Origin of the sequence: Leuconostoc gasicomitatum LMG 18811, assembly GCF_000196855.1 — a bacterium.
GTDB lineage: Bacteria > Bacillota > Bacilli > Lactobacillales > Lactobacillaceae > Leuconostoc > Leuconostoc gasicomitatum.
Map to the genome: position 1 here is coordinate 1767823 of NC_014319.1, position 18973 is coordinate 1786795.

Sequence of the window (18973 nt, forward strand, 5' to 3'; positions counted from 1 at the left end):
CGTTTACATCCATTGATATATTTAATGTTAAATTTACTAACAGCAGTACGACATATCCTGCTAATTATTGACATCAAATATTGCTTACGCGTTCAAATTTTGACGGATTTCAGCCTTCATAAACGTACGAGTCGCGTCATATTCAACATCAACAATCATTTTGTTAAAGTTTGTAAATGCTTCATTTTGATACTCTATAAGAGGGTTCAATTGCCCATAACCACGTAAACCTACGCCTTGTCTCAATCGGTCTAATGAATCAATATGATCCGTCCAATGTTGATCAACTGCACGTAAAACGACAACCTTTTCAAACTCTAACATTTGATCTGGGTCATATAACTGCCCTTGTTTAGCTTTATAATTGACCTTAGTTAAGTTCAATAATTGTAGCTTAATATCGTCACGAGACAGGTCTTGTAACTGTTCAATTGTTACATCACCTTCACGGATTAATGCATTATTTGCAAAAGTAATAATTTGGTCCAAATGCCAATCGGTCGCTTTTTTGCTTTTCGTCTGCGCATCGACAACACGATTAATTGTCCGTTCAACCATAGGCATCAAAACCCATTCAAGAGATTCTTTTTCATCAATGACGACATCACGCTGGTGGTAAATTAGCTCACGTTGTTCACGTACAACGTCATCATATTGCAAAACATTTTTACGTGTATCATAATTATTACCTTCAACACGCTTTTGGGCTGACTCTACTGAGCGTGTAATCAAGCGATTTTTAATAACCGTTTCTTCTTCATCAAGATTCATTCGTTCCCAGAGCACACGAATACGATCGGCTCCAAAACGAATCATTAAATCATCTTCAAGAGATAAAAAGAACTGTGAAAATCCTGCATCACCTTGACGTCCTGCACGGCCACGTAGCTGGTTATCAATTCGACGAGATTCATGTCTCTCAGTCGCAATAACTACCAAACCGCCTAAATCAGCAACACCTGGGCCAAGTTTAATATCTGTTCCACGTCCCGCCATATTTGTTGCAACAGTAACAGCCCCTCGTTGTCCAGCATTTGCAATGATTTCAGCTTCTTTAGCATTGTTTTTAGCATTTAAGACATTGTGTGGCACATTTTGTGCCATCAAAATTTTAGATAACAATTCTGATGATTCCACAGACCCGGTACCAATTAAAATCGGTTGCCCCTTAGCATGTAGTTCCTGTATCATTTTAACAACAGCATTATATTTCGCACGAATTGATGGGTATAACAAGTCAGCATAATCAACACGTTTAATCGGACGGTTTGTCGGAATAGTAACTACTTCCATATTATAAATTTCACGTAATTCTTCTTCTTCTGTTTTAGCGGTTCCCGTCATACCTGACAATTTTTTATACATACGGAACAAATTTTGATAAGTAATTTGCGCCATGGACTTATTTTCTTCTTGAATATCCACGCCTTCTTTGGCCTCAATTGCTTGGTGTAGGCCATCTGATAGACGTGTTCCTTCTGAAATTCGGCCAGTTGATTGGTCAATTAATTTGACCTCACCATTTTGAACGACATAATCCTTATCGTTAATATAATTCAAATTAGCTCGTAATGCCTGATCAATATGGTGTGTTAAAGCAGTATCACCGGCATCGTATAAATTATCCAAATTAAAGAAAATTTCACCTTTATGGATACCTTCATTGGTTAACATCGTTGTTTTAGCTTCTTCATCGATTTTATAATCTTCTTCAGATTGAAGTGTCTTTACAAAACGATCAGCACGCGCATAAAGTTGAGAAACGCCTGAACCAGGCCCTGAAATAATCAAGGGTGTGCGGGCTGTGTCAATTAAAATCGAGTCAGCTTCGTCAATTAAAGCAAAGTTCAAGCCTTTTTGCATAACACGTTCATCCGCTCGACGTACCATATTATCGCGTAAGTAATCAAAACCAATATTAAAGTTAGTGGAATATGTAATATCAGCATCATAAGCCGCACGTTTCTCATCTGCGGGTGAATCCCCTACGTTAACTCCCACCGATAAACCAAGCCAATTATACAGTTGACCCATTTGTTCAGCATCACGTGCCGATAAATAATCGTTCACAGTGACAACATGAACACCACGACCTGATAAGGCATTTAAATAAACAGTCATTGTAGCTGTCAAAGTTTTACCTTCACCCGTACGCATTTCAGCTAAGTTACCATCATGTAACGCAGCTGACCCCATTATTTGTACATGAAATGGGTACAAACCCAGAACTCTTTTTGCACCTTCGCGAGCCACAGCAAAGGCTTCAGGTAATAGTTCATCTAAAGTTTTAGTCAATACCTTATTTTGTTTGTCTTGACCTTTAACATCAACCAATGCATCAGCAATAATTTGCTTAAATTGTGGTGTCTTTGCTTGTAACTCGTCATCCGACATCGCTGCCATTTGGTCAGCATAACTTTCTACTTGGTCAGCAATATGATTTAATTTTTTTAATTGTTTTTTTGAATTATCAACTAATTTACGTATTGGGTTTGCCATTGTTTTTAGCACACAACATTAATTTATCGTGTGTTTCTCCTCTGAAATCTAAATTTGTGTGTTTTTCCGCACAATAGTCTACTTTCAATTATATCAAAAAAACCTGATAAATACAGGTTTTTCATTATTAATGATGTGGCGTAGCAACTAATTTTTCTTGACCACCCATGTACGAACGTAAAATTTCAGGAATTGTTATCGAACCATCTTCATTTTGATAATTTTCTAGAATTGCTGCAACAGTGCGACCAACCGCTAAACCAGAGCCATTTAATGTGTGTACAAGCTGTAACTTATTGTCTTCATCACGATAAGTAATATGCATTCTACGTGCTTGAAAAGCCTCTGTATTTGATACAGAAGAGATTTCACGATATAAAGTTTGCTGTGGCATCCAAACTTCAATATCGTACGTTTTAGCAGCGGAAAATCCCATATCACCTGTTGACAGCATAATAACATGATAAGGTAGCCCTAATTTTTGCAAAATACTTTCAGCGTTGGCTGTCATACTTTCCAATTCAGCATAAGATTGATCCGGTTTAGTAAACTTAACCATTTCGACTTTATTAAATTGGTGCAAACGAATCAGTCCACGCGTATCTTTACCGGCAGCACCAGCTTCTTTACGAAATGAGGGTGACAATGCCGTAAACTTAATAGGTAAATCCTCAGCAGGTAATGTTTCTCCTGAATAATAGTTTGTTAGTGGTACTTCGGCCGTTGGAATATATGTTTGCGCCAAACCAGACACGCGATACGCATCATCTTGGAATTTTGGATATTGTCCCGTACCAAACATAGCAGCATCATTAACTACGATCGGGGTGATCATTTCAGTGTAACCCTCTTTACGATGTTCATCCAACATGAAATTATAAACTGCTCGTTCTAATCTTGCCCCATCACCAACATAATACAGAAAACGTGCGCCAGATACCTTTGCGCCACGTTCAAAATCCAAAATGCCTAACGCCTCACCAATTTCATAATGTGCTTTTAGCCATTTTGGCGTTTCTAGTCGTGCATGTGGCCTTTTTTGATAGTCAGTTGGTTCCCAAACACGTTGTTCGATATTAGTTGACTCATCCACGCCAACCGGCACTTCTGGGGCAGCCAAGTTAGGTAAGTGCGCTGCTAAATTTTGAACTTGGTCATTTAATTCCAATTGCCGTGCATCTAATTTTTTGATTTCTTGACTAACTCTTTGCATCGCCAAAATAGATTGACTGGCATCTTCTTGATTACGCTTAGCATATGCAATTTTATCAGATGCAGTGTTTCTGTCTGCTTTAAGATTTTCAACTTTTTGAATTGTATCACGTCGTTCTTGATCCAAATTTAATAATTCTATCAAATTATCTGGTGAAACACCTCGGTCTTGCAATTTTTGTGTTACTTCTGTCACATTTTTTCGCAAATACTTCATATCTAACATAATCTTCTCCTCTGCTGATGTGCCTAAATAGTTAAATTAAAAAACGCGTTTTTCATCCCATCCAAAAAGGACAAGGGACGAAAAACGCGCTTCCGTGGTACCACCCAGATTCTATGCAAATTAATGCATAACACTCATTATCTGATAACGGTGAATAACCGAGTGGCATTACCCACTATCGTGACTTACTGGAATTTCAGCTCGTTGTTTCGCATTATCCAACAACTTTCTTAGATAGCCTACTTATGGTAAGTTAATAGGTTTATTGTATCTAAAATAATCATAAAAAGCAAGCAAAAAAAGTGAATGACTGCTGCCAGTCACTCACTTATCTATGGGCCATCCAGGACTCGAACCTGGGACCTCTGCGTTATCAACACAGCGCTCTAACCAACTGAGCTAATAGCCCTTATCTCTTTTATGCCCAGCTGTGCATAAAAGCGAATGACGGGAATCGAACCCGCATAGCCAGCTTGGAAGGCTGGAATTCTACCATTGAACTACATTCGCATCGCTTTTCCCTGATGCCCCTACTGGCACATCTATGGCGCTGGACGGAGTCGAACCGCCGACACTACGAGCTTCAATCGTATGCTCTACCAACTGAGCTACAGCGCCATCTTAGCATGTCGTCCACACTAAACGGTCACAGCGGGGCTCGAACCCGCGATCTCCTGCGTGACAGGCAGGCGTCCTAACCAACTGGACCATGCGACCAATTGCGGGAGCAGGATTTGAACCTGCGACCTTCGGGTTATGGGCCCGACGAGCTACCAGACTGCTCCATCCCGCGATAATAGTATTCAGGTATCGCTACCTAAGGAGAATGTGGGATTCGAACCCACGCGCCGATTTCTCGACCTGACGGTTTTCAAGACCGTTCCCTTCAGCCAGACTTGGGTAATTCTCCATCATCTGTGTTGCAATACAGTATAGCCCTACATGGACCTTGTTGGACTCGAACCAACGACCGGACGGTTATGAGCCGTCTGCTCTAACCAACTGAGCTAAAGGTCCTATATCGATCCTATCGCGGCAGGGGGGATCGAACCCTCGACCTCCCGGGTATGAACCGGACGCTCTAGCCAGCTGAGCTACACCGCGATCTTCTTTGACAATTCCTTGTCAATCGGGACGACAGGATTCGAACCTGCGACCCCCTGGTCCCAAACCAGGTGCTCTACCAAGCTGAGCTACGTCCCGATAAGTTCTTTGCGGCCTCTGCCCCTTTAAACTTAAAAAAAGAGTTTGAATTACTTCAACCTCTATGCACCTAGCAGGAGTCGAACCTGCAACCTCCTGATTCGTAGTCAGACGCTCTATCCAATTGCGCTATAGGTGCATATATGCCGACGACCGGGATCGAACCGGTACGATATCTCTATCGCAGGATTTTAAGTCCTGTGCGTCTGCCTATTCCGCCACGTCGGCATATAAGCGGAAGACGGGATTCGAACCCGCGACCCCCACCATGGCAAGGTGATGTTCTACCACTGAACTACTTCCGCATGGATCATGCCGACTAAAGGACTCGAACCTTCGACCCCCGCTTTACAAGAGCGGTGCTCTACCAACTGAGCTAAGTCGGCAGCGCTTTATCCCGACGTGCCACGGTTTTGTTTCCTTGGCTTTCGCCAATGGACGCTACAGGGATCGAACCTGTGACCCCCTGCTTGTAAGGCAGGTGCTCTCCCAGCTGAGCTAAGCGTCCCTATGGAGAGGAAGGGATTCGAACCCTCGAAACAATTCCTTGCTTACATAGTTTCCAACCATGCTCCTTCGGCCAGACTCGGACACCTCTCCGATTCTTCCACTCTCTCACTATCTTCTTACTTCATAAACCAAAAGTACCCTTCTCAGAGTACTCTCTATGTACGGCACCGCATCTTCCTATCCTCGCAGCCAGCGATCCGGCAACTACTTTCGGCGTGATAGAGCTTAACTTCTGTGTTCGGAATGGGAACAGGTGTGTCCTCTATGCTATCAATACGACACCTTTGAGTTTTACACTCAAAACTAAATAGTATCAAATTCTTCTTCTAAATTTTGCCACTCATATCTCTTGAACTTCCGTTCTTGACTTTGGTTAAGTCCTCGACCTATTAGTACTAGTCCGCTTCATTGATCACTCAACTCCCACTTCTAGCCTATCTACCTCATCATCTCTAAGGGGTCTTACTTCTTTCGAATGGGAAATCTCATCTCGAGGCGAGTTTCACACTTAGATGCTTTCAGCGTTTATCTCTTCCAAACATAGCTACCCAGCAATGCTCCTGGCGGAACAACTGGTACACCAGCGGTTTGTTCACCCCGGTCCTCTCGTACTAAGGGCAACTCCTCTCAAATTTCCTGCGCCCGCGACGGATAGGGACCGAACTGTCTCACGACGTTCTGAACCCAGCTCGCGTACCGCTTTAATGGGCGAACAGCCCAACCCTTGGGACCGACTACAGCCCCAGGATGCGATGAGCCGACATCGAGGTGCCAAACCTCCCCGTCGATGTGGACTCTTGGGGGAGATGAGCCTGTTATCCCCAGGGTAGCTTTTATCCGTTGAGCGATGGCCCTTCCATGCGGAACCACCGGATCACTAAGTCCTACTTTCGTACCTGCTCGAGTTGTTGCTCTCGCAGTCAAGCTTGCTTATGCCTTTACACGCTACGAATGATTTCCAACCATTCTGAGCAAACCTTTGAGCGCCTCCGTTACCTTTTAGGAGGCGACCGCCCCAGTCAAACTGCCCGCCAGACACTGTCCACGATCACGTTAAGTGACCAGTGTTAGAATGTTCATACAACGAGGGTAGTATCCCACTTTTTGACTCCGACTAGACTGGCGTCCAATCCTCTTCGTCTCCTACCTATTCTGTACAAGCAGCACAAACATTCAATATCAAGCTACAGTAAAGCTCCATGGGGTCTTTCCGTCCTGTCGCGGGTAACCCGCATCTTCACGGGTATTTAAATTTCACCGAGTCCCTCGTTGAGACAGTGCCCAGATCGTTACGCCTTTCGTGCGGGTCGGAACTTACCCGACAAGGAATTTCGCTACCTTAGGACCGTTATAGTTACGGCCGCCGTTTACTGGGGCTTCAATTCGTACCTTCGCCGAAGCTAAGCACTCCTTTTAACCTTCCAGCACCGGGCAGGCGTCAGCCCCTATACTTCATCTTACGATTTTGCAGAAACCTGTGTTTTTGATAAACAGTCGCCTGGGCCTATTCACTGCGGCTCATCTTTTACAATGAGCACCCCTTCTCCCGAAGTTACGGGGTCATTTTGCCGAGTTCCTTAACGAGGGTTCTCTCGCTCACCTTAGTGTTCTCCACTCGACTACCTGTGTCGGTTTGCGGTACGGGCAGTGTAATACTCCCTAGAAGCTTTTCTCGGCAGTGTGACATCACAGACTTCTCTACTTTATTTCGATCCGCATCACAGCTTGTTCTTATCAGAAAAAAGCATTTCACTCTTTCCCAAACTTACTGCTTGCACGCACATTTCCATCAGTGCGCTTCTGTTAGCCTCCTGCGTCCCTCCATTGGTCAAACGCATTACTACTGGTACAGGAATCTCAACCTGTTAGCCATCGACTACGCTTCTCAGCCTCGCCTTAGGTCCCGACTAACCCTGGGAGGACGAGCCTTCCCCAGGAAACCTTAGTCATTCGGTGGACAGGATTCTCACCTGTCTTTCGCTACTCATACCGGCATTCTCACTTGTAAGCGCTCCAGTAGTCCTTACAGTCTACCTTCTTTGCCCTTACAACGCTCTCCTATCGCGTGCTTTACGCACACCCGCAGTTTCGGTAATATGTTTAGCCCCGGTACATTTTCCGCGCAATGGCACTCGACTAGTGAGCTATTACGCACTCTTTAAATGGTGGCTGCTTCTGAGCCAACATCCTAGTTGTCTATGCACTATCACATCGTTTTCCACTTAACATATATTTAGGGACCTTAACTGGCGATCTGGGCTGTTCCCCTTTCGACGGTGGATCTTATCACTCATCGTCTGACTCCCATTCATACATAGCTGGCATTCGGAGTTTATCAAACTTTGGTAACCCGAGATGGGCCCCTAGGCTTAACAGTGCTCTACCTCCAGTATGCTTATAATGAGGCTAGCCCTAAAGCTATTTCGGAGAGAACCAGCTATCTCCAGGTTCGTTTGGAATTTCACCGCTACCCACAGTTCATCCGAGCATTTTTTAACATGCACCGGTTCGGACCTCCAGTAAGTTTTACCTCACCTTCATCCTGACCATGGGTAGGTCACCTGGTTTCGGGTCTACAGCATCGTACTATTCGCGCTATTCACACTCGCTTTCGCTGCGGCTCCGGTCTTTCCACCTTAACCTCGCACGATACCGTAACTCGCCGGTTCATTCTACAAAAGGCACGCCATCACCCATTAACGGGCTCTGACTTCTTGTAGGCGTCGTGGTTTCAGGAACTATTTCACTCCCCTTCCGGGGTGCTTTTCACCTTTCCCTCACGGTACTGGTTCACTATCGGTCACTAGGGAGTATTTAGCCTTACGGGATGGTCCCCGCAGATTCCGACCGGATTTCACGTGTCCGGCCGTACTCAGGATCCTGAAAGAAGTGTGCTTTATTTCGCGTACGGGGCTATCACCCTCTTTAGCCAAGCTTCCCAACTTGTTCTGCTATAAAACACTTTTGTAACTTCTATTTATCAGTCCTACAACCCCAGAATGCAAGCACTCTGGTTTGGGCTCTTCCCGTTTCGCTCGCCGCTACTTGGGGAATCGATTTTTCTTTCTGCTCCTGCTGCTAATGAGATGTTTCAGTTCACAGCGTGTTCCGTCAATAATCTATGTATTCAACTATTGACAACTCTTTGCGAGTTGGGTTTCCCCATTCGGAAATCTCTGGGTCTTAGCGTACTTACCGCTCACCAAAGCTTATCGTAGTTAGTCACGTCCTTCATCGGCTCCTAGTGCCAAGGCATCCACCACGCGCCCTTATTAACTTAACCGTCACAACCAAAGTTGTGCTTTAAGTTTATGAGTTGGTCTTCTTTCAGACCTGCGTTTTTTTCCATTCCTGTTACAGAACTTCTTTATTGCTTTGTTTCTCGGCTTAATTTATTAATAATTTTACTTATCTTTAAAAGAATTTGTTACTATTCAGTTTTCAATGTGCAACTCCGGCAGCTTTGACACTGCCTATGGAGAATAGCGGGATCGAACCGCTGACCCCCTGCTTGCAAAGCAGGTGCTCTCCCAGCTGAGCTAATTCCCCATAGGTGTCATCTTTGACCATGATCCCTATGTCGGTATCACACTCAAAACTAAACAAAACTTTGAACTTCTTGAACTGGCAATCTAATGCCCCTGCTACTTTCCGTTTATCCTTAGAAAGGAGGTGATCCAGCCGCAGGTTCTCCTACGGCTACCTTGTTACGACTTCACCCCAGTCATCTGTCCTGCCTTAGACGGTTCCCTCCTTACGGTTAGGCCACCGGCTTTGGGCATTACAAACTCCCATGGTGTGACGGGCGGTGTGTACAAGACCCGGGAACGTATTCACCGCGGCGTGCTGATCCGCGATTACTAGCGATTCCGACTTCGTGCAGTCGAGTTGCAGACTGCAGTCCGAACTGAGACGTACTTTAAGAGATTAGCTCACCTTCACAGGTTGGCAACTCGTTGTATACGCCATTGTAGCACGTGTGTAGCCCAGGTCATAAGGGGCATGATGATCTGACGTCGTCCCCGCCTTCCTCCGGTTTGTCACCGGCAGTCTCGCTAGAGTGCCCATCTGAATGCTGGCAACTAACAATAAGGGTTGCGCTCGTTGCGGGACTTAACCCAACATCTCACGACACGAGCTGACGACGACCATGCACCACCTGTCACTTTGTCTCCGAAGAGAACACTTCTATCTCTAAAAGCTTCAAAGGATGTCAAGACCTGGTAAGGTTCTTCGCGTTGCTTCGAATTAAACCACATGCTCCACCGCTTGTGCGGGTCCCCGTCAATTCCTTTGAGTTTCAACCTTGCGGTCGTACTCCCCAGGCGGAACACTTAATGCGTTAGCTTCGGCACTAAGAGGCGGAAACCTCCTAACACCTAGTGTTCATCGTTTACGGTGTGGACTACCAGGGTATCTAATCCTGTTTGCTACCCACACTTTCGAGCCTCAACGTCAGTTACAGTCCAGTAAGCCGCCTTCGCCGCTGGTGTTCTTCCATATATCTACGCATTCCACCGCTACACATGGAGTTCCACTTACCTCTACTGCACTCAAGTTAACCAGTTTCCAATGCCTTTCCGGAGTTGAGCTCCGGGCTTTCACATCAGACTTAATTAACCGTCTGCGCTCGCTTTACGCCCAATAAATCCGGATAACGCTCGGGACATACGTATTACCGCGGCTGCTGGCACGTATTTAGCCGTCCCTTTCTGGTATGGTACCGTCAAACTAAAGTCATTCCCTACTCTAGCTGTTCTTCCCATACAACAGTGCTTTACGACCCGAAAGCCTTCATCACACACGCGGCGTTGCTCCATCAGGCTTTCGCCCATTGTGGAAGATTCCCTACTGCAGCCTCCCGTAGGAGTTTGGGCCGTGTCTCAGTCCCAATGTGGCCGATCAGTCTCTCAACTCGGCTATGCATCATTGTCTTGGTAAGCCTTTACCCCACCAACTAACTAATGCACCGCGGATCCATCTCTAGGTGACGCCGTAGCGCCTTTTAACCTGGTATCATGCGATACTAAGTTTTATTCGGTATTAGCATCTGTTTCCAAATGTTATCCCCAACCTTGAGGTAGGTTATCCACGTGTTACTCACCCGTTCGCCACTCACTTGAAAGGTGCAAGCACCTTTCGCTGTGCGTTCGACTTGCATGTATTAGGCACGCCGCCAGCGTTCATCCTGAGCCAGGATCAAACTCTCAATTTAAATGAATTTAAATTCATCGCTTGAAGATGTACTCTTCGATTAAACTGACTAATTGTTATATCTCTATAACGTTGATCCGTTTTATTTGTTTGTTACGAATTGACTTCGCAAATTTGTTTCTTTAGCAATACTTTCGTACCACTAGCAACAGATTCGTTTGTTCAAAGTTTTGTTCAGTTTTCAATGTGCTACGCGCTGTCTCTCGCTTGAGACAACTATATTATCTTACCACGCTTCGCTCGCTCTGTCAACTACTTTCTGAAACTTCTTTTTAAAAGCTCTTCAAGTTCTTGTTTCCTGACACTTCGTCGCGCCTGTCCTGCCTTAGAACATATACTAATATACCAACTTCCTTCCCTGCCGTCAACACTTTCTCCCCTTCTTTTTCCCCTTTCTTTTTTTCCTCCCTTTTTGCCCCCTTTCTTCTCTACTACATTCGCTTTTTATCCTGATTTATTCCCCTTACCTATTCCCTCGTTCGCTTTTTTCTCCTCGCCCTTTACCCTTTCTTTACTATTTAAAAAAACCGCAAAAGCGGTTTTTCTTTTCTATGCTTGATGCCATCTTTGTCCTTGTGTTGTATCTTCAACAATTATCCCACTCTCACTTAATTGCTGACGTATTTGATCTGATAATTCAAAGTCATGTGCAGCGCGTGCTGATACTCGTGCTGCTAGTAATTGCTTTTGTGCGTCTGTTATTTGCGGCTTGTCATTTAATTCTGTTATACCAAAAACACCTAGTAACAATAATATAGTATCAAGTAAATACTGTACTGTTTCAATTTTAACTATTTTATTATCAGCGTACGTATTGGCTAATGTAACAAGCTCAAAAACTGCTGCTAGCGCGTTTGGTGTATTGAAGTCATCATCCATCGCCATCTCAAAAATATTAATTTGTTTTTTAATAGCGCTCTCTAGATCAGCATCTTTCCCAACATCAGCGTTAGTCAAGCGAAATGACAAATTGCGGTAACCTGTACGAATACGATCTAGGGCGACACGTGCCTGCGTTAATGTATCAGATGAATAATTAATAGGTCGCCGATATTGCGTTGTCGCTAATAATAATCGAATTGTCATCGGATCATCGTAATGTTTCAACATATCATGAATAGTGGTAAAATTCCCTAATGATTTAGACATTTTTTCATTATTAACATTAACAAAACCATTATGCATCCAATAGTTTACAAATTTTTGACCCGTATGAGCCTCAGATTGCGCCATCTCATTTGTATGGTGCGGAAAAGCTAAATCTATTCCTCCCCCATGAATATCAATAGTATTTGATAAATACTTTTGTGCCATAACCGAGCATTCAATATGCCAACCAGGACGACCACTTCCCCATGGGGATTCCCATGAAATTTCATCCTCTGCCTGTGTCGCTTTCCAAACAGCAAAATCTATCGGATCTTCTTTGCGCGTCATCTCTTCATCATTCAATCGACCAGCAGCATTTTCTGCCATTTCATTGAGATCTTGATGTGCCAAAATACCGTATCCTTTAAATTTTTTGGCTCGAAAATAGACATCCCCCTTTGCTTCATAAGCATAACCTTTATTAATTAAATCTTGAACAAAAACAATAATGTCAGGAATAACCTCTGTAGCACGAGCACGTACTGTTGCAGGTTGAATATTCAAGGGTAGCGTATCTTCAATAAAAGCATTGGCATACTTGTTAGCAATGGTCATCTCATCTACGCCTTCTTCACGTGCCCGCTGAATGATCTTGTCATCAACGTCAGTAAAATTAGATACATAATTCACCTGATAGCCACGATATTCAAAATAACGACGGACAACATCAAACGCAATTGATGAACGTGCATTGCCAATATGAATGTAGTTATATACTGTCGGTCCACAAACATACATATTAATTTTTCCTGGAATAATTGATTTGAAAATTTCTTTTTCACGGGTTAAGGTATTATAAACTTTAATCATGATGAACTCCTTTATCATTACTTAGCACCCATTATACAGGACACAACAACCTTTTTACCAGCGACATGTTAAGCCAGTTAAGTGTAAATGTAATTAAACAGGCAGTCATTAAAAAAAGTTTTTCAAACTTAAGCAGCTTGAAAAACTTTTTATCATAAGATTTTTTACTTTTCAGAGATAGCAGCAATACCAGGTAATTCTTTACCTTCAAGGTATTCCAATGATGCGCCACCACCAGTTGAGATGTGTGACAATTTATCAGCAACACCCAGTTGTTGTACGGCAGCTGTTGAATCACCACCGCCAACAATGGTTGTGCCACCATTTTCAGTTACTTTAACTAATTCTTCGCCAATTGCTAATGTTCCCTTAGCAAAGTTAGGCATTTCAAACACACCCATTGGTCCGTTCCAAACAACTGTCTTAGCGTCTGCCAAAGTGTCTTGCAACAACTTGATTGACTTAGGACCAATATCAAGACCCATGTAACCATCAGGAATGCCATCTTTGGCATCAACAGTTTCAATCTTAGCATCATTTGAGAAAGCATCAGCAGCAATTGAATCGATTGGCAAAACTAGCTTGTCACCAGCTTCAGCCATCAACTCTTTAGCTAATTCAACTTTATCAGCTTCAAATAATGAGTTACCAATTTTTTCACCTTTAGCGGCATCAAATGTGTAAGCCATACCACCACCAACAATGACCTTGTCAGCCTTAGCTAATAATGACTTCACGATTTCAATCTTATCAGAAACCTTGGCACCACCGATGATTGCAACGAATGGTCGAACTGGGTTAGCCACAGCATCACCCAAGAATTTAATTTCCTTTTCCATCAAGAAACCGGCAGCTGCTTGTGAAACATTTGAAGAAATACCAACGTTTGAAGCGTGCGCACGATGTGCTGTACCAAAGGCATCGTTGATAAACAAATCATCACCCAATGAAGCCCAATACTTACCTAATTCAGGTTTGTTCTTTGATTCATTTTTAACTTCAACACCATCAACAACGTCTTCAAAACGAGTATTTTCAATCATCAAAACTTCACCATCTTGCAAAGCATTGATTGCTGATTCTAATTCTGTACCACGTGTGAATGGTACAAACTTAACGTTCTTACCTAACAATTCACCCAAGCGAGCAGCAACCGGTGCCAATGACAATTCTTTTTTATCATCTTCAGACTTAATACGTCCCAAGTGTGAAAACAAGATTGCACGACCATTATTTTCCAACACATACTTGATTGTTGGCAATGCTGCCACAATACGGTTATCGTTTCCAATAACGCCTGCTTTGATAGGCACGTTGAAATCAACGCGCATCAATACTTTCTTACCTGAAAGTTCCAAATCTGAAACAGTCAATTTAGCCATGATAGCCTCCAATTTTTTATTGTTACAAACTCTATTATAAAACAAAAAACGTTTTTTGTGTTAGGATATGTGAAATGCTACTCAAATTCTACCAACGCGTAATTTATGCGTAGCGAAACCAAGTGATTTTAAAACGTCAAAATCGCGTTGTGTGACTATCACTTGCTTAATTTTATGCGCCTCTTCACGCAATACGAGCGCTAAATTATGCCAGACCTGTCCTTTTTCATCCAAAACACCACCGATTATTGTTAAAGTTGTATTTTTCGGTGCAAAATGAATTTCACGTCCTAACTGTGTAATATTAAACGTCTCTGACGGCCATTTGTTTCCAACACTCGCTATATAGTCTTCAGCTTGGGGATATTTTTGGTCATAAGCATACACAAAATTACGATGATTTTCAAAGTAGAAGTCTCTAATTTGAACTACTTTTTGCCCAACATAAAAATCAGACTCTAACAAATTACCCGCACTAAAATATTGTTTAGCAAACAATTTCCCATCACGTCGGTAAATGTCTTTATAATCAATTTTGCCGTCTAAATCATACCACACAACCGCTTGTATTATACGCTGTGAATCATTAAACCACCTGACACGTGCGATTTCGTGCCCAAAACTCATGATGCTTTTAGTCCGATCCTTATTCAAAATAAACTGCGCATTATTGGGAACTGGTAAATCTGTCCACCAAATACCATCTTCACTATTAATATTTTCCACGTAACGCTGTGCGTACATATCGTAAACAAGCGCAGGATTAAGTCCCATTTTAACCAGTAAGTACGCAGCATCCTCATGTGGCGTAGCTAACCACAGCGCACTACTTTTACCTGATTTTACGCGTTCAATTTGCCATGCAACCCCAGGAGAATCTGTATAAGTTAATGAATTAATAATTTCGATTGTCATAGTAATTTTACCATCGCTTTTTGCCATTGGTCAGCAATCGTTTTATTGTCAAAGCGCTTCGCCACCTTAGCAGCCCCAACTGACAGTTCATTGTAATGTTCAAACACATGCCTCATAGCTTCAGCCAATTGCTTAACATTAGCTGCCTCATCAGCTTTTTTGTGACTAAACATTGCCAAATGACCATTAACACCTTCATGAACTAGCTCTTGTGCACCATATAAATTGGCATAAGTTGCAATAGGCATCGCATTGCTAATCGCTTCAATATAAGTTAACCCAAAACCCTCAGAATAGGAAGCAGACACAAATACATCATATGCTTTCATGTCCTGCACCATATTTTGACTTAATCCTTTCAACTGTATAAATGGTTCCAAATTAAGCGATTTAATGTATTCTGTTAACTGATTTTCCTCGCCTCCAGCACCATAAATAGTTAGCGTTGCAGGCATCCCCTTTAAACGCAACTGACTGACTGCTTGGATAATATGACTGATATGTTTTTCTGGATGTAAGCGTGAAGCTGTTATAAATTTTGCCGTTGTTCCATCCCAAATTTTAGGAGATACTTTAGCAGATACACCACCAACAGGGATGACGTTAATTTTTTTGGATACATTTGCTACACCAATAGCAGTTAACTGTGAGAGCAGTGCTTGTCGTTGTAACTGTGTTGCCACAATTACCAGATCGACGTCATTAAAATTATCAAACAGATACTGATAATAGTTATTCCAAAGTGGATGGCCACCATCCCATGTGACAAAATGTTGTGCATGAACCACAGCGACAATTTTCAAAACTGCACCTTGCTGTTTCATACGAATCAACACCTCTTCATTTTCTGCCCCTCGATCAATCATATAAGCATTATCTTCAAATCGCCGTTGCAGCTCTAAAAAAAAGAAAGCCAATAACTCTTCAAAGGTTGTGAATAAGTAATGCTTACCACGGAAGTTATCCACTCGAATATTTGTAGCACGCCGACCACGCGATCCATCTTGTCGATAATGCCAAGAAACTTTTCGCTTGCCATTTTCAAGTATGACACGATCATCTTCTATATGGTAAACGTTTTTTTCTGTTAAATATTGTTTACGGCGTTGTACTGTTTCTGTATAATTGCCAGTTGCCTGCCGTTTAACGATGCGTTGTGTGCTTGTTGTATCCCAAAGCACTTTCTCATAATAATCATGTGTGTGCTGCTCGCCTTCACGCAAATAGTTATCCGGATCATCACTCAATAAATAATCATAAATGCCGATGACTTCCGATTCAGCAACATGCCACTCTTTCATATGTTGATGTAGTTGTGGCAAACGGTCAGTAAAAATTAATTTAAATGGGATGCTTTTCTCACGAAAACGTTCGGCACGATAAAATTGTGCATGTTCAACACCACTATTTCCACGGCCCATACTTTTATTGACAAAAAAAATCATCGTATGATTACCTCCTAATCTGACTGCTATTTATAAATTGACATTCATAACTAATTATCATGTATTTGCCATTATCATAGCACAAAAGCGACAATCTCTGAAATAGAGATTATCGCTTTTTGTGCTATATTGCATTGATCAATCAATTCGTAAAACTTTCTTAACTTGATTGACTGTTAGTCTAGCAGCCTGATCTGGATCAGATTTTGCTAAGTCAGAGAGTTGTTTTTGTTGTTGTGCTGCAATCATTTTTTCAGCCTCATTTTTTGGCGCTAATTTACTAGCCAAAGATTTTGCCTGTCCTGTCGTTAGTGCCACCCAAGTAGGGGGCACTTGATAGATGACTTGACGATGCTTTATTTCTCCATCGTTGTCTGCAATACCAAACAATAATTTAAAACCATTTGATTTGTACACGAAACGTGTTGTTTTAATTACTTTATAAGCCTTATTACCCGAAACGCTTACATGACTAGTCGTCATAATCAAATCAGGCTTAGCCACCGTCGTTTTTTTATCTTGTGCTGCAGTTTTATAAATATAAGCATTTTCTTTGCCGTTAGTTCCAATCTGTTGGTACAATAGCATACCAAAATTTTGTGTACTTGGACCTGCGGAGTGAATTTCTTTTTTGGTTGTTGTTGTAACTGAAGTCATGCCATAATGATCATGCATGTTTGCAATCACCATTATCACACTCAAAATCAAACCAGCAAACATAATCAATGTGACCGCATAGCGTATCCCAGACTTTTTGATTGTCATACTAGCCAGAAATGCAAGTATGGCAAATAGCGCCATAATTAAGATAACCATGTTATGCTTCCTCCTTCATTGATATGTTCACTTTGCCACTATGCAATAAGAATGTGACAAGTAAGGCAACAACTGCAAACGTAGCAGCCAAAAGAAACGAAGCATGAAAACCGCTAAGCGTTGCATCTAAAGCTCGGCGTCCAAATTCTATTGGATCTTGACCCTTCAAAGTACTTTTAGGCATATTATTTTTTGTCACAGACTGCATAACTGATGCCAATACTGCTGTTCCCAATGAAGCAGCAATTTGTCGCATTGTATTATTAGCAGCAGTTCCTTGTGCAGCCGTTTTGGGCGACAATGCCCCCATGGCCGATGCAGTTAATGGCATCATTGTCATAGCAATACCGAACATACGCAACGTATATAGCGTTGTAATATATATGGTTGGTGTTGTAGCTGTCATATAGACTAGTGGCACTGTGCCAATGATTAAAATGGTAAATCCTATCATTGCTAATCTCTTAGCCCCATGTTTATCATAAAAAGCCCCTGCAATCGGTGAAACAATTCCCATCATCAATGCACCAGGAAGCAGTGTCAATCCTGAATGAAGTGGTGTTAAACCACGAATATTTTGCATATAAATAGGCAAAACCATTTCAACCCCAATCATTGCCATCATTGCCAAAGATACTAATATCGTTGTAATCGTAAACTGCTTTGACTTAAAGACTGACATATCCAAAAATGGTTTATCCATATGAGATTGATGCCACATAAACTCAATTACAGTGATCAGTCCAACGATTAATGGCAAAATAACATTGACGCTGCCCCAACCGTCTGTTGCAACCATTGCAAAACCATACAATACTAAGCCAAATCCTAATGTTGACTCAATCAATGAACGGACATTTAATGTCACTTTTTGTGTAGGTAAGACATCATGGAAAAAGAAAAATGACGCAATCATCACAATAATAACAACCGGTAATACAACCCCAAAAATTGATCGCCATGAATTTTGTAATGTCAAACCAAACAGTGTGTGATCTTTTTCTAAAATCCACCCTGATAAGGTTGGTCCAATAGCTGGTGCCATACCAATTACTAGCCCACCAAGACCCATCGCTTTTCCACGTGAGTTGGCATCAAATAACGATAATGATACCACTTGCATCAAAGGCATCAAGATTCCTACAGCCATCGCTTGCAAAACACGTGCTACCATTAACAACCAAAATGCGTTAGTCGGTGTCACAAATGCAACTAATGTGCCAATTGTGAACAAACTCAATGCTGACAAATATAATCTTTTTGTTGGAATACGCGTCGTTAAAAATGCTGAAACCGGGACCATAATACCATTGGCCATCAAGAAAATTGTTGTTAACCATTGTACTGTTGATGCATTCACATCGAATGCTCGCATTAATGATGGTAGCGCTGTTCCAAGTGCCGTCTGCATTAACATTACTGAAAATACGCCGACAAGTAGCACCAACATCATTGCCATACGATTGACTGGTTTCCCATGTCTATCAAGTATTTCTTCACTCATATTTATTTTCCTTTTTTAATTCTTTATTAACCAATAATGCTCTAAAAATAGTTGGTCTAATTACTTAAGGTATCTTACGCCTAACTAA

The 18973-nt window shown here is 42.2% G+C and carries 8 protein-coding genes, 16 tRNA genes and 3 rRNA genes; all 27 read right to left on the reverse strand.

Annotated elements, in window-relative coordinates; genetic code table 11:
* Nucleotides 1-84 precede the first annotated feature (84 nt).
* The 27 genes from secA to LEGAS_RS08840 all read right to left on the reverse strand — a co-directional run bounded on the left by secA (nt 85) and on the right by LEGAS_RS08840 (nt 18885).
* Nucleotides 85-2499 (reverse strand): preprotein translocase subunit SecA, encoded by a 2415-nt coding sequence (gene secA / locus LEGAS_RS08710; RefSeq protein ID WP_013231997.1) that lies wholly within the window; start codon nt 2497-2499, stop codon nt 85-87.
* Between the two features lie 127 nt (nt 2500-2626).
* Nucleotides 2627-3937 (reverse strand): serine--tRNA ligase, encoded by a 1311-nt coding sequence (gene serS, locus LEGAS_RS08715; protein ID WP_010382544.1) that lies wholly within the window; start codon nt 3935-3937, stop codon nt 2627-2629.
* A 335-nt stretch (nt 3938-4272) separates the two neighbouring features.
* Nucleotides 4273-4346 (reverse strand) — tRNA-Ile (locus tag LEGAS_RS08720).
* Nucleotides 4347-4376: 30 nt separating this feature from the next.
* Nucleotides 4377-4447 (reverse strand) — tRNA-Gly (locus LEGAS_RS08725).
* Nucleotides 4448-4482: 35 nt separating this feature from the next.
* Nucleotides 4483-4555: transfer RNA gene (locus tag LEGAS_RS08730), tRNA-Phe, on the reverse strand.
* Between the two features lie 25 nt (nt 4556-4580).
* Nucleotides 4581-4654: transfer RNA gene (locus LEGAS_RS08735), tRNA-Asp, on the reverse strand.
* A gap of 2 nt (nt 4655-4656) precedes the next feature.
* A tRNA-Met gene (locus tag LEGAS_RS08740) sits at nt 4657-4730 on the reverse strand.
* A gap of 27 nt (nt 4731-4757) precedes the next feature.
* Nucleotides 4758-4847, reverse strand: a tRNA-Ser gene (locus LEGAS_RS08745).
* Between the two features lie 33 nt (nt 4848-4880).
* Nucleotides 4881-4954, reverse strand: a tRNA-Ile gene (locus tag LEGAS_RS08750).
* Nucleotides 4955-4967: 13 nt separating this feature from the next.
* Nucleotides 4968-5041 (reverse strand) — tRNA-Met (locus LEGAS_RS08755).
* Between the two features lie 25 nt (nt 5042-5066).
* A tRNA-Pro gene (locus LEGAS_RS08760) sits at nt 5067-5140 on the reverse strand.
* Between the two features lie 65 nt (nt 5141-5205).
* A tRNA-Arg gene (locus LEGAS_RS08765) sits at nt 5206-5279 on the reverse strand.
* Between the two features lie 5 nt (nt 5280-5284).
* Nucleotides 5285-5368, reverse strand: a tRNA-Leu gene (locus LEGAS_RS08770).
* A gap of 5 nt (nt 5369-5373) precedes the next feature.
* Nucleotides 5374-5445, reverse strand: a tRNA-Gly gene (locus LEGAS_RS08775).
* Nucleotides 5446-5453: 8 nt separating this feature from the next.
* Nucleotides 5454-5526 (reverse strand) — tRNA-Thr (locus tag LEGAS_RS08780).
* A 49-nt stretch (nt 5527-5575) separates the two neighbouring features.
* Nucleotides 5576-5648, reverse strand: a tRNA-Val gene (locus tag LEGAS_RS08785).
* A 3-nt stretch (nt 5649-5651) separates the two neighbouring features.
* A tRNA-Ser gene (locus tag LEGAS_RS08790) sits at nt 5652-5740 on the reverse strand.
* Between the two features lie 74 nt (nt 5741-5814).
* Nucleotides 5815-5931: ribosomal RNA gene (gene rrf, locus LEGAS_RS08795) — 5S ribosomal RNA — on the reverse strand.
* A gap of 88 nt (nt 5932-6019) precedes the next feature.
* Nucleotides 6020-8933 (reverse strand): 23S ribosomal RNA (locus tag LEGAS_RS08800).
* 193 nt (nt 8934-9126) lie between these two features.
* Nucleotides 9127-9199: transfer RNA gene (locus LEGAS_RS08805), tRNA-Ala, on the reverse strand.
* Between the two features lie 116 nt (nt 9200-9315).
* Nucleotides 9316-10865, reverse strand: a 16S ribosomal RNA gene (locus LEGAS_RS08810).
* The 16S, 23S and 5S rRNA genes sit together here with 16 tRNA genes alongside, the layout of an rRNA operon.
* A 548-nt stretch (nt 10866-11413) precedes the next feature.
* Complete coding sequence (cysS, locus tag LEGAS_RS08815) at nt 11414-12823, reverse strand: cysteine--tRNA ligase (RefSeq protein ID WP_013231998.1); 1410 nt, start codon at nt 12821-12823, stop codon at nt 11414-11416.
* Nucleotides 12824-12987: 164 nt separating this feature from the next.
* Nucleotides 12988-14205, reverse strand: coding sequence for a phosphoglycerate kinase (locus tag LEGAS_RS08820; protein ID WP_013231999.1), 1218 nt, complete (start codon nt 14203-14205; stop codon nt 12988-12990).
* A gap of 81 nt (nt 14206-14286) precedes the next feature.
* On the reverse strand, nt 14287-15120 hold the full coding sequence (locus LEGAS_RS08825; RefSeq protein ID WP_013232000.1) for a glycosyl transferase: 834 nt from the start codon (nt 15118-15120) through the stop codon (nt 14287-14289).
* Nucleotides 15117-16565, reverse strand: a complete 1449-nt coding sequence (locus LEGAS_RS08830; protein WP_010388564.1) for a glycosyltransferase — start codon at nt 16563-16565, stop codon at nt 15117-15119. The genes LEGAS_RS08825 and LEGAS_RS08830 overlap by 4 nt, the downstream gene beginning before the upstream one ends.
* A gap of 138 nt (nt 16566-16703) precedes the next feature.
* Complete coding sequence (locus LEGAS_RS08835; RefSeq protein ID WP_013232001.1) at nt 16704-17381, reverse strand: DUF4811 domain-containing protein; 678 nt, start codon at nt 17379-17381, stop codon at nt 16704-16706.
* Between the two features lies 1 nt (nt 17382).
* On the reverse strand, nt 17383-18885 hold the full coding sequence (locus LEGAS_RS08840) for an MDR family MFS transporter (RefSeq protein ID WP_010388566.1): 1503 nt from the start codon (nt 18883-18885) through the stop codon (nt 17383-17385).
* Between the last annotated feature and the right edge of the window lie 88 nt (nt 18886-18973).

What these genes read in the sequence shown, in the direction of transcription:
- secA (WP_013231997.1), bottom strand. Translation starts at nt 2,499, where the DNA reads ATGGCAAACCCAATACGTAAATTAGTTGATAATTCAAAAAAACAATTA.
- serS (WP_010382544.1), bottom strand. Translation starts at nt 3,937, where the DNA reads ATGTTAGATATGAAGTATTTGCGAAAAAATGTGACAGAAGTAACACAA.
- cysS (WP_013231998.1), bottom strand. Translation starts at nt 12,823, where the DNA reads ATGATTAAAGTTTATAATACCTTAACCCGTGAAAAAGAAATTTTCAAA.
- LEGAS_RS08820 (WP_013231999.1), bottom strand. Translation starts at nt 14,205, where the DNA reads ATGGCTAAATTGACTGTTTCAGATTTGGAACTTTCAGGTAAGAAAGTA.
- LEGAS_RS08825 (WP_013232000.1), bottom strand. Translation starts at nt 15,120, where the DNA reads ATGACAATCGAAATTATTAATTCATTAACTTATACAGATTCTCCTGGG.
- LEGAS_RS08830 (WP_010388564.1), bottom strand. Translation starts at nt 16,565, where the DNA reads ATGATTTTTTTTGTCAATAAAAGTATGGGCCGTGGAAATAGTGGTGTT.
- LEGAS_RS08835 (WP_013232001.1), bottom strand. Translation starts at nt 17,381, where the DNA reads ATGGTTATCTTAATTATGGCGCTATTTGCCATACTTGCATTTCTGGCT.
- LEGAS_RS08840 (WP_010388566.1), bottom strand. Translation starts at nt 18,885, where the DNA reads ATGAGTGAAGAAATACTTGATAGACATGGGAAACCAGTCAATCGTATG.